The sequence below is a fragment of the Cupriavidus numazuensis genome (assembly GCF_905397435.1).
GTDB lineage: Bacteria > Pseudomonadota > Gammaproteobacteria > Burkholderiales > Burkholderiaceae > Cupriavidus > Cupriavidus numazuensis.
Genome location: NZ_CAJPVI010000059.1, coordinates 46,437 through 57,323, shown reverse-complemented (window position 1 = coordinate 57,323; position 10,887 = coordinate 46,437). Strand labels below are relative to the sequence as shown.

The window sequence follows — 10,887 nt, the reverse complement described above, 5'->3', positions numbered from 1 at the left end:
TTGCCGGTGCCTTCTGCTTAGTGGGCCGGGGCGCGTTCATTCCATCTTTTTGTCGCTCGGACAAAAAGTGACTCGCCGGCTACGCCGGCGAAACAGCGGCGCCTGCCAAGAGCGACAACCCAATCCCACGAGAAGCCCCGCCGGCTGCGCCGGCAAAACAGCGGCGCCAGCCAAGCACGCCCCCCACAATTCGGCAAGGACGCAATAGTGCCGATAATGTGGTCTCCCCACCCGTCGGCTCCCTCCACACCTGCCCCCATGCACATCCGCTGGCTAGAAGACTTCATCTGCCTCGCCCAGGCCGGCAGCCTCGCGCGCGCGGCGGAGCTGCGCAACGTCACCCCGCCGGCGTTCGGGCGGCGCATGCAGGCGCTCGAAGTCTGGGCCGGCGCACCGCTGATCGACCGCAGCGCTTTCCCGGTACGCCTGACCGCCGAGGGCCGCCAGTTCCTGGAAGCCGCGCAGAACGCGCTGCAGACACTCGAAGACGCGCGCCTGGCGCTGCGCACGGCACATCGCGCCGATGCCAGCACGCTGACCATCGCCACCGGCAAGACGCTCGCACGCTCGATGGTGCCGGCGTGGCTCGCCGGCCTGCGGCACGCGTTGTGCAATGACAAGGCGGCCGCCGGCTTCCGCACGCGCCTGTCCACATTTCCGATGCACGATGCGCTCGCGATGTTCACCGAAGGCGATGCCGATTTCCTGCTGTGTTACAGCCCGCCCGACATCCCGGTGATGCTCGATGACGCGCGCTACCGCTTCCACATGGTCGGCGTCGAACGGCTGGTATGCGTAAGCGCCGCCGATGCGCGCGGCGCGCCCGAGTTTCGCCTTCAGGCAACCAAAGGCGGTCCCCGCACGGCACCCACGCCGATGATCGCCTACGCCGACAGCCTGACGCTCGGCCGCATGGTCAACCAGGAGATCGCGCGCCGCAAGCTCGCCAGCCGGCTCGACGTGATCGCGGTCAGCGACTTTGCGGAGTCCGTGCACGAGATGGTGCGCCAGCGCATGGGCCTGGCGTGGCTGCCGGCGCGGCTGATTGCGGACGATCTCCACGCCGGGCGGCTGGTGCGCGCGACCGCGGGCCGCGGTGCGGAGGAGGTGGACCTGGCGCTGGAGATCCGCCTTTACCGCCAGCGCGCGCCAATGCGCCCGCTGGCGGAGGCATTCTGGGAAGCCGCCATCAGCGAACCGCGGGGCTGAGGCATTGCCAAATCGGCAACCCCCCTTGCCAAAGCCGCATGCCGCCGCCCGGCGCGCTCACTACCATCAGGCCAGCGTCATCCCCATTCCAAAATTCCGACCCGAGACATGACCACGAAGACCACCCTGCTGCGCGCGGCCTCCGCCGCCACCCTCGCCCTGTCCACGCTTGCCGCACACGCCAGCGGCTGGCCGACCAAGCCGATCACGCTGGTCGTGGGCTACACAGCCGGCGGCAGTGTCGATCTGGTCGCGCGCACGGTCGCGCCCGAGCTGGGCAAGCGGCTGGGCCAGAGTGTGGTCATCGAGAACCTCGGTGGCGCCGGCGGCACCATCGGTGCGTCCAAGGTGGTCAAGGCCGAGGCCGATGGCTACACGCTGTTGCTGGGATCAGGCAGTGAAGTGTCGATCGCGCGCCTGACCAACCCGGCAGTCCGCTATGACGGCGAGAAAGACCTGGCTCCGATCACCTTTGTCGGCACGCAGCCGATGGTGCTGGTCGGCAAGACCGCGCTGCCGGCGAAGAACGCCGCCGAGCTGATCGAACTGGCCAAGGCGCAGCCGGGCAAGCTGTCGTATGCGTCGTCGGGCGTCGGCACGCCGCTGAACCTGGCGGGCGAGCTGATCAAGCAGCAGGGCCACGTCAACATTACGCACGTGCCGTACAAGGGCGCCTCGGCCATGGCGACCGACCTGCTGGGCGGCCAGATTGACCTGGCAGTCATGGTGCTGTCGTCGGCACTGCCGCATATCCAGGCCGGCCGCGTGAAGGCCTACGGCGTGACCGAGGCCAAGCGTTCCGGCGTGGCGCCGAACGTGCCGGCGCTGGCGGAAACCCCCGCGCTCAAGGGCGTCGACATGGGTGTGTGGTTTGGCCTGATGGGCCCGGCCAACACGCCGCGCCCGGTCATCGACCGCCTGAACACCGAGATGCAGGCCGTGCTGGCCATGCCTGACGTGAAGAAGAAGCTCGCCGAAGCCGGCGTGGAGGTGGCCCCGGGCAATCCGGCGCAGTTCGGCGCGTTCGTCAAGCGCGAGACCGGCCGCTACCGCACCATCGTTCAGACCGCAGGCATCCGCGAATAAGCCGAATAAGCCGAATAAGCCGAATAAGCCGAATAAGCCGAATAAGCCGAATAAGCCGAATAAGCCGAATAAGCCGAATAAGCCGTCATCAAGTAGCACAACCCAGCATGAACAACGCTCCCCTTACCCTCGACGCCTATCCGGTCGAGGTCGCATTCCCCGACATCCGCCCGTATGCCGAGGGCAACTGCGGCATCCCTTATGTGTTCACGTTCGACAGCGGCGTGGATGGCCCGCATGTGATGGTCAACGCGCTCACGCACGGCAACGAAGTCTGCGGCGCCATCGCGGTGAAGGGCTTGCTCGACGCCGGCGTGAAGCCGCGCCGCGGGCGCATGACGCTGGCGTTCGCGAATGTGGATGCCTATGCTCGCTTCGACCCGACGCGGCCCGATGCCTCGCGTTTTGTCGACCAGGACTTCAACCGCGTCTGGACATCGGCGGTGCTCGACGATGCGAGCCGCGATTCATCCGAACTGCGCCGCGCCCGCGCCATGCGTCCGGTGATCGACACGGTAGATCTGCTGCTCGACCTGCACTCGATGCACGAGAAGAGCCGCCCGCTGATCGTGTCCGGCCCACTCGACAAGGGCATCGCGCTGGCCCGCGCGCTTGGCGCGCCGGCCGACGTGATCGTCGACGAAGGGCATCCCGAAGGCCGCCGCATGCGCGACTACGCGGATTTCGGCGACCCGGCTAGCGCGCGCAATGCGCTGCTGATCGAGTGTGGCCAGCATTGGGAAACGTCGGCGGTCACGGTCGCGCGGGATAGCGCGGCACGCTTTCTACTGAATGCGGGCGTGATCGATGCCCAGGACGTGCCGACTGGCTGGCTGCAACCGCTGCCCGCCACGCAGCGAGTGGTACGCGTGACCGAGCCTGTCGTGGCCAGCAGCATGGACTTCCGCTTCGCCGGTCCCTACACGGGATTGGAGACCTTCGCGGAGGCCGGCACCGTGATCGGCTGGCGCGATGGCGAGCCCGTGGTGACGCCGTATGCCAACTGCGTGCTGGTGATGCCGTCGCTGCGGCAGCTTCGTCCCGGCGTGACGGTGGTGCGCCTGGGGCAGCTCGAAGCCTGAGCGTTCAGGACGCGGCGGCGGTGCCCGTTGCCGGCGCCGCCACGGGCGTCCCGGCCGGCGGAGGCGGCGGAGGCAGCATGCCGGGGAACAGCTTTTCCACCAGCTCATCGAGCTTCCGCTCCGGCATGACGAAGTTGCTCAGGTTGATCCCGCCCGCGCTGCGGTTCGCGTTGTAGACCGCCTTGCCCACCCGTGCGCCGTTCTGGTACACGATGATGTCCACGCTGTTCAGGTACGACATCCAGAACCACGCGCTCTTGGCCGAATACGTTGCCACCAGCGGGCACGACACTACTGGCGCGTACGGCGGCAGCAGCTTCACCTCGAAATTGCGCGCCTGCAGCGACGCGCGGAATGCGTCGAGATATTCATTGCCGCTTACCGGGTTCGCCACCACGCACAGCAGCGCGCCGTTGGCGCCGTAGTTGCCACGCGGACCGGCCGCGACGGCGCTGCCGGCGGGGACCTGGAAGGCGCCGAGCGGGTCGGCCTGCTCGGGCCGGTCCACGGGCATCACGGCCTGGTAGGTGGAGCAGCCGGTAATCGTCAGGCCCAGCGCGGCGGCCAGCAGTGCTTTGTTCATGGAGTGTCCTGGATGGCATCGGTGCTCATTGCCGCTTGCGGCAGGCGGAGCATCGGGAACTTATCCACGCACTGTATGCGCTGGCACCGCGCGCCAATAGCCGGAACAGAGGCGCAAAACTGGCGCTGCTGCCCCGGTCTGCGCCGTGCGGCGTTTCAGGCGCCCGCGACGGGTTGCGCCAGGCGCCCGACCAGGATCAGCAACAACGCGGCGAGGCAAAGGCCGATTACGGCAATCTGCAGACGCCCCACAGGCTTGCCTTGCAGCAAGGTCTGGCTGATGAGCGAGGGAGAAACCAGCCCGACCGCCGTGGCGATCAGGACAAGGATGGCGAGAACGGACAGGACGGTTTGCATGTGAGGTCTCAGTTGGCGCCGCCGCGCAGCAGGCAATCGCTCAGCAGCGGCGTGCCGTCAGCCAGGCCCGCGCCGTTGCATTCCACGGCCACCTTCTGCCCGCGGCGGACCATGGTGGCGCGCGCTTCCACTTCGCACACGCGGCCGGCCGGCCCGCAGATCTGCCGGCGCAGCAGTTGGGCGCGCACGACTGCGTTCGGGTCATTGGTGCGGATATCGACGAACACATTGTCCGCCTCACCGCGCCGCACGCCGCTGGCCACGCCTTCGACGATGATGTACTTGCCGCGGTAGCGCTCATCGGCCGCGCCAGGGTTGCTGCGGTAGTCGTCGAGGAGGGCGTCGGCCTGGTATTGCGGCAGCTGGTCGGCCGGGCGCTGAGGGTCGATGCTCACGGGGTCGAGCGTGCCGTTGCGCGGCACGCCGCGCACGTCGCTGGCAGCCGGCGCAGGTGCCAGTGCTGCATCGGCCGTCGCAGCCTCCTGGCTGCGGTCCTTGTCATTGCCGGCAAACCAGAGCATGCCAAGGACTGCCAAGGCGACAATGGCGATGAGGATTTGTTGGGTTCGGTTCATCATCTGAATTTCCTGCCTGAATAGTGGAGCGGCGCCTTGCGACGGCCGCTATGCCGTGCTCCGTCGGCAAAAGGTTTCGATGGCGGTCACGGCATGGCCGACACCGCGTTCCGCACGGATGGCGGCGCCGAGTGCTGCGGCTTTCTCGCGCACGTCGGGCCGTTGCGTGAAGGCGAGCATCGCCGCGAGCTTGCCCGCGTCGATGTCATGCCCGGCGACGTAGCGCGGTGCCACGCCAAGCGCCGCCAGCCGGCCGGCCCAGAAGAACTGGTCCCCCGCGAACGGCAGCACGATCGACGGCACGCCGGCCGCGGCAACCGCGTGAACGGTGCCCGCACCGCCATGGTGAATGGCTGCGCTCACACGCGGCAGCAGCCAGTCGTGCGGCGTGGCGCCGATCACATGGAAGTTCGGCGGCAGCGCCGCCACGTCAATGCCGCTCCAGCCCGGATAGAACAGCGCACGTTGGCCGTCCATGGCGTGCACCAGCGCGCGCACGACCTTGTCGCGGTCGAAGCCGGCCATGCTGCCGAAGCCGACGTAGACCGGCGGCTCGCCCGCATCCAGGAAATCCTGCAATGCGGCAGGTGCCTGCCAGTCATCCTGCGCTGGCAGGGTCCATGCGCCGCAGACCAGCCAGTCCGCATGCCAGTCGCGCGGGCGCGGCACCAGATGCGGGGAAAAGCCGTAAAGCGACGGGAAGTCCTGCCACATCGCCTTGCGCGGCGCCAGACCGAACTGTGACTGCCGGCCTGCGTTGATGGCAGGTCGGAACATGCGCCACAGCACGTGGTTGATCAGCAGATGCGTCGCCCGGTTGGCCCAGCCCGGCAGGCGCCACGGTGGCAAGAACGCCGATGGAAACTCGCGCGTTGGCGACAGCGGGAACATGGCGGCGGCGATGGCGGGCTTGCCGAGCGCATCGCCAACGGCTATGCCGACGTAGGCGGCCAGTCCCGAGAAGACGATGGCATCGCGCTCGCGCGAGGCAGACGTGAGCTGCGCCATCCACTGCGCGGTGTTGTCCTCCGCAATGCGGGCGAACGCGCGCGTGGCCTCGCTGACGTTGCCGCCTTCGGTCATCAGCTTGTGCAGCGCGCCGCCGGGCGCCAGCGTAGCCTGGATGTCACCGGCCAGCGCCTCGAACGCCAGCCCCTGCTCGGCTGCCAGCGCCGCCGCTGACTGTTCGCCAAGCAGCAGCACATCATGACCGGCCGCCTGCAACCCCGCACCGAGTGCGACGATAGGACGGCAATCGCCCTGGGTGCCGAAGGTGATGAGGGTCAGGCGCATGCGGTGGAGGGTGTCGGAAATGGCGGCTGGTGCTCGCGTAAAGGGGCAGTTCGCCGGCCCGATAGTGTACCCGCACGCCAAAGGTGAGCCGGGGCTCGAGGATTTTCCGCCAACGGCCTCCCGGCCCATGCACAATCAGGGCTTCTGGCCATCCACCGGGACAGATGTCATGACCGCACCGATCGCGCTCGTCCTGTTCGACATGGAAGGGGTCCTGACCCACTATGACCGCGCCGCGCGGGCCGACCGCTTGGCCGCGTCTACTGGCCGGTCGGCTGAACAGGTACGGCACGCTATCTGGGGATCGGGGCTGGAAGCGCGCGCCGATGCCGGCGAGATCAGCGATGACGAGTACCTGCAGGAACTCGGGCAACTGCTGGGCTGCCGCGTCAGCCGGGACGACTGGCTTGCCTCACGCCGCGCATCCATCACGCCTAATGCCGAAACACTGGCGCTGGCCGCCAGACTGGCCGGCCAATACCGGATCGCGATCCTGACCAACAACTGCAGACTGGTCACGGACCATATCGCTTACCTGAATCCGCCGGTCGCGCAGTTGTTCGGACAGAGCGTTTATCCCTCTGCAGCGTTTGGCGCGACCAAGCCGGCTGCCCAGGCCTATCTGGGTTGCATTGGGCAGCTTGGATGCAGTGCCGCGCAGACGTTGTTCATTGATGACACGGAGGCCAATGTGCAGGGAGCGGTTGATGCCGGGCTGCACGGGTACCGGTTTGTGAGTGCTGAAAACCTGGCAGAGGAGTTGGCGTGGAGGTCGTTGATCTAGCGCGTCGATTCCCGATGTGATGCGGCATTAGGTGTGTGTGCTTTCATTGAGGGCAACTTGGAGTGATGACTGCAATGGCGACTCTTACCATACACAACCTGCCCGACGAAACCCACCGCGCCTTGCGAGCACTAGCGGCCGCGCACTGCCGCAGCACGGAGGCCGAGGTGTGCGATATTCTGGGGCGCGCCGTGAACCCGCCGGAGCGGGTAAGGATGGGTGATGCGCTGGCCCAACTGGGGCATCGGCTGGGGCTGACCAATGCCGACGTGGAGACGCTCGAACAGACTCGTGACCGAACGTACGCACAACCGCCGAAGCTTCACGAATGATCGTGCTCGACATCAACGTGGTTTCGGAGCCCATGACGTGCGTCGCACGCTGGCGCCGAAGGCCTGATGGCGTTGTCCGCTGGGCATGCCAAGCCAATCTGGACCATTTTGTTGACTTCGACGAAATGGTCTGGCGTCGGTTTAGCACCGACTGTCTCGATACCTTGAGGCGGTAGCCGGTAGCCACTACTTCCCAATACAAAACCGCGTAAAAATCGTCCCCAACAGATCATCACTCGTGAACTCCCCGGTGATGCTGTTCAGATGCTCCTGCGCGAGCCGCAGCTCTTCCGCAAACAGGTCCAGCGCCTGCGCCTGCTGTTTGCTCTGCTCGTCCGCCACATCGAGGTGTGATTGCGCCTGCCGCAGCGCGGTCAGGTGCCGTTCGCGCGCCAGGAAGGTGCCTTCATTGCCCGACTGCCAGCCGACCAACCGCAGCAGTTCCTTGCGCAACAGCTCGATGCCCGAACCGGTGCGCGCGGAGATCCAGATTTCGGTGGGGTTGGGGCCGTTGGCCGCCACCACGTGCGGACGGTTTCCACTGAACATCATGCCCCCCACCGTCGGTGCGACGTCGATCTTGTTGACCACGCGCACGATCGGCGCGCCCGGCGGCAACTGGCCGCTCAGGCGGTCGTCGATGGCGTCGTCGATCTCGGACAGGCCGTGCCGCAGGTAGTCGGTGGCGTCGACCAGATGCAGCACGATGTCGGCATGCCGGATGGCGTCCCACGTGCGTTCGATGCCGATGCGCTCGACTTCGTCCGTGGCTTCATCGCGCAGCCCCGCCGTGTCGATGATATGAAGCGGGATGCCTTCGATCTGGATCGTCTCCTTGACGCGGTCGCGCGTGGTACCGGCGATCGGCGTGACGATGGCCAGCTCAGCCCCGGCCAGTGCGTTCAACAGCGACGACTTGCCCACATTGGGCTGGCCGGCGAGCACGACCGACAGACCTTCGCGCAACAGCGCGCCCTGCCGGGCCTGCGCGAGCACCTTGCCAAGGTCATTGCGAATCGTGGCGAGCTGGCCGCGCGCATCGGAGGCTTCGAGGAAATCGATCTCCTCTTCCGGGAAATCCAGCGTGGCTTCCACCAGCATGCGCAGGTGGATCACCTTTTCGACCAGCGTGTGGATGGCGCTGGAGAACTCGCCTTCCATCGATCGCGCTGCGGAGCGCGCCGCGGCTTCGGTGCTGGCCTCGATCAGGTCGGCCACGGCCTCGGCCTGGGCCAGGTCGAGCTTGTCGTTGAGGAAAGCACGCCGCGTGAACTCGCCGGGTTCGGCAAGGCGCAGGCCGATTTCGTGGCCGGCCTGCAGGCAGTGTGTCAGCAGCATCTGCATGACCACCGGCCCGCCGTGCCCCTGCAGTTCCAGCACCTCTTCGCCGGTGTAGGAATTCGGCCCCGGGAAGTACAGCGCCAGGCCATGGTCGATGACCTTGCCGTGACCGTCCAGGAACGGCAGGTAGGTGGCATGGCGCGGCTTGAGCGCCTGGCCGCAGATGGCGTGCATGACCGGGCGCACATCGGGGCCCGACACGCGCACCACGCCGATGCCGCCGCGTCCGGGGGCGGTGGCAATGGCGGCAATGGGAGGCAGGGGAGCAGTCATGGCGCTATTGTCTCAGATCGATGTGATCGGGGTCCGCGGCGTGCCGGGCACGGCGCATGGTGCGGGAAAGCGATGCAACCGTGAGGTGGCCGCTTACGCAGCAGCGGGCGCGCTGTCCTGTTCCTCAGGAGGCACATCCAGGCATTCCGCCATGAGCCGGCGCGCCACGCTGTCGTCGACCACGCTGCCCAGTTTGCCCTGCCCCTTCACCAGTTTGCGGTGCAGGCGTTTGGCTTTCTGCTCCGGCAATACAGGCCCGAGCGCCTCGATCGCATAGCGCAGGCGCTTGCCGGCGATGCGCTGACGGTGCACTGCTCGCAGACCGTCTTGGCGCGCCCTGCGCTTGCGTTGGCGCAGCGTCTTGCGGGCCTTGCGCACGCGGCTGCGCGCAAACGGTCCAAGCGTGTCGCTGCCATCGTCGGTATGTACCGGCAGGTGCGCCAGGTCGCGGTGCAGCGTCGGCAGTGTGTCGTGGCGGTACTGGCCCAGGCGGGCCAGCATGGTCTCGCGCGCGATCTGGCGGCGTGCGCGTGCTGTGTCGATCACGGCATGCAGCACCGCGTCGCCGGGCTGGCGATCCAGCGCGGGCTGCATGGTTTCGGCGAGGAAGACGTCCCAGTCGCGGACTTCGCCAGCTGCGTCGGCCAGTCCATGCAAGTCTTCCTTCCAGCGCTCGGCGATGCCCCGTGGCAACAGCGGCCCAAATATCCACAGCACCGCGCGCAGGTGGCGCACGGCCACGCGCAGGGCATGCACGTCTTCCGCCTCGTCGCGCCCGAACAGCGCGGCAAGGCTGTCTTCGATGCGCTGCAGCCCAGCCTCGCCCAGCGCGGCGAACGCCGCGGCCGGACGCGTCTTGCCGCGCAGCCTGGCAGTGGGGTCAGCATTCATGGAGGCCTCATCCAGTTCGAGAGACGGCCGGGGACGTAGGTTCCAGTGTAGGCGATGCCGCACGTGGGAACACTGCAGCGCGCTGCATGCGCCGCACGGAAGATTGACAAGACCAACCCTTCGCGCTGCAATGCGCGCACACCTACCGCGCGAGGGACACCATGTCGACTGACCGGGAACGGCTGCTATTGCGTGAGACCATCGAGGCCGGCTTTCGTCAGGCCGCCTTTGTCACCGACGTGGGCATCACGCTGGTCGACTGCGGTCCCGGCTGGTGTGAATCCGAACTTGCCGTGGCTCCGCGCCACCTGCAGCAGGGCGGTGTCGTGCACGCCGGGGTGCAGGCGACCATCGCGGACCACACCGCGGGCGCTGCGGCCTCGACCATCCTGGAAGCGGGCCGCCACGTGGTTACCGCCGAATTCAAGATCAACCTGCTGCGCGCCGTGCGCAGCGAACGCCTGCGCTGCCGCGCCGACGTGCTGAAGTCGGGCCGATCCATCATCGTGGTCGAGGCTGATGTTTTTGCCGACGTGCACGGCGAAGCCGTGCTGGTCAGCCGCCTCAATGCGACCATGAGCGTGATCGACCTTGCCTGAATTGCCATTGTCCAAGAGGAAACCTCATGATTGACCACACCGGCGTCAACGTCAGCGACTACGGCCGCAGCAAGGCCTTCTATACGGCGGCACTAGGCGCCATCGGCATCAAACTGATCATGGAGTTTCCCGCCAGCGTGACCGGCTCGGTAGACGTGGCCGGGTTTGGCCCGCCGGGCAAGCCGGAATTCTGGCTCAGCAACGGCACGCCCAACCAGCCGCCGCTGCATGTGGCGTTCCGCGTGGATACGCGGGCTGAGGTGGATGCCTTCTACAAGGCCGCGATGGCAGCGGGCGGACGGGACAACGGTGCGCCGGGCATTCGTGCGCATTACCACCCGGATTACTACGGTGCGTTCGTGCTGGATCCGGATGGACACAATATCGAGGCGGTTTGCCACAAGCCGGGCTGACTACGCCGCACCGGGGTTTCTCCCCTCTCCCGCTCGCGGGAGAGGGGAGCAAACAGGCGCTTGAATCAAG

The 10,887-nt window shown here is 67.0% G+C and carries 13 protein-coding genes; 7 read left to right on the top strand and 6 right to left on the bottom strand.

The annotated features are described in order from the left end of the window. Window positions 1–258: 258 nt before the first annotated feature. The 3 genes from KHO41_RS33485 (at window position 259) to KHO41_RS33475 (ending at window position 3,377) form a co-directional block, all read left to right on the top strand. Window positions 259–1,209: a LysR family transcriptional regulator gene (locus tag KHO41_RS33485; protein ID WP_211957532.1), complete on the top strand. Its 951-nt coding sequence runs from the start codon at window positions 259–261 to the stop codon at window positions 1,207–1,209. 108 nt (window positions 1,210–1,317) lie between these two features. Continuing rightward, window positions 1,318–2,295, top strand: coding sequence for a Bug family tripartite tricarboxylate transporter substrate binding protein (locus KHO41_RS33480; RefSeq protein WP_211957531.1), 978 nt, complete (start codon window positions 1,318–1,320; stop codon window positions 2,293–2,295). 107 nt (window positions 2,296–2,402) lie between these two features. After that, complete coding sequence (locus KHO41_RS33475; protein ID WP_211957530.1) at window positions 2,403–3,377, top strand: M14 family metallopeptidase; 975 nt, start codon at window positions 2,403–2,405, stop codon at window positions 3,375–3,377. A gap of 4 nt (window positions 3,378–3,381) precedes the next feature. Here KHO41_RS33475 and KHO41_RS33470 read toward each other — a convergent pair whose 3' ends face one another. The 4 genes from KHO41_RS33470 to KHO41_RS33455 all read right to left on the bottom strand — a co-directional run bounded on the left by KHO41_RS33470 (window position 3,382) and on the right by KHO41_RS33455 (window position 6,184). Further along, window positions 3,382–3,960: an Sbal_3080 family lipoprotein gene (locus KHO41_RS33470; RefSeq protein WP_211957529.1), complete on the bottom strand. Its 579-nt coding sequence runs from the start codon at window positions 3,958–3,960 to the stop codon at window positions 3,382–3,384. Window positions 3,961–4,115: 155 nt separating this feature from the next. Then, window positions 4,116–4,316: a hypothetical protein gene (locus tag KHO41_RS33465; protein ID WP_041679762.1), complete on the bottom strand. Its 201-nt coding sequence runs from the start codon at window positions 4,314–4,316 to the stop codon at window positions 4,116–4,118. An 8-nt stretch (window positions 4,317–4,324) separates the two neighbouring features. Beyond that, window positions 4,325–4,894 carry an OB-fold putative lipoprotein gene (locus KHO41_RS33460; protein WP_211957528.1) on the bottom strand — a complete coding sequence of 190 codons (570 nt, stop codon included), beginning with the start codon at window positions 4,892–4,894 and terminating at the stop codon, window positions 4,325–4,327. A 45-nt stretch (window positions 4,895–4,939) separates the two neighbouring features. Continuing rightward, on the bottom strand, window positions 4,940–6,184 hold the full coding sequence (locus KHO41_RS33455; protein ID WP_211957527.1) for a glycosyltransferase: 1,245 nt from the start codon (window positions 6,182–6,184) through the stop codon (window positions 4,940–4,942). Window positions 6,185–6,353: 169 nt separating this feature from the next. On the opposite strand from KHO41_RS33455, the gene KHO41_RS33450 reads away from it, so the two are divergent. Together KHO41_RS33450 and KHO41_RS33445 are read left to right on the top strand one after the other, a co-directional pair. Beyond that, window positions 6,354–6,968, top strand: coding sequence for an HAD family hydrolase (locus KHO41_RS33450; RefSeq protein WP_211957533.1), 615 nt, complete (start codon window positions 6,354–6,356; stop codon window positions 6,966–6,968). Between the two features lie 74 nt (window positions 6,969–7,042). Next, window positions 7,043–7,300: a FitA-like ribbon-helix-helix domain-containing protein gene (locus KHO41_RS33445; RefSeq protein ID WP_211957526.1), complete on the top strand. Its 258-nt coding sequence runs from the start codon at window positions 7,043–7,045 to the stop codon at window positions 7,298–7,300. Window positions 7,301–7,486: 186 nt separating this feature from the next. Here the strand turns inward: KHO41_RS33445 and mnmE are convergent, their stop codons facing one another. Continuing rightward, window positions 7,487–8,914 (bottom strand): tRNA uridine-5-carboxymethylaminomethyl(34) synthesis GTPase MnmE, encoded by a 1,428-nt coding sequence (mnmE, locus tag KHO41_RS33440; RefSeq protein ID WP_211957525.1) that lies wholly within the window; start codon window positions 8,912–8,914, stop codon window positions 7,487–7,489. A gap of 93 nt (window positions 8,915–9,007) precedes the next feature. After that, entirely contained in the window at window positions 9,008–9,805 is a 798-nt protein-coding gene (locus tag KHO41_RS33435; RefSeq protein WP_211957524.1) for a CHAD domain-containing protein, read from the bottom strand. A gap of 161 nt (window positions 9,806–9,966) precedes the next feature. On the opposite strand from KHO41_RS33435, the gene KHO41_RS33430 reads away from it, so the two are divergent. Both KHO41_RS33430 and KHO41_RS33425 read left to right on the top strand, forming a co-directional pair. Next, window positions 9,967–10,404 carry a PaaI family thioesterase gene (locus KHO41_RS33430; protein WP_211957523.1) on the top strand — a complete coding sequence of 146 codons (438 nt, stop codon included), beginning with the start codon at window positions 9,967–9,969 and terminating at the stop codon, window positions 10,402–10,404. 26 nt (window positions 10,405–10,430) lie between these two features. Next, window positions 10,431–10,817: a VOC family protein gene (locus KHO41_RS33425; RefSeq protein ID WP_211957522.1), complete on the top strand. Its 387-nt coding sequence runs from the start codon at window positions 10,431–10,433 to the stop codon at window positions 10,815–10,817. The last annotated feature ends 70 nt before the right edge of the window (window positions 10,818–10,887 follow it).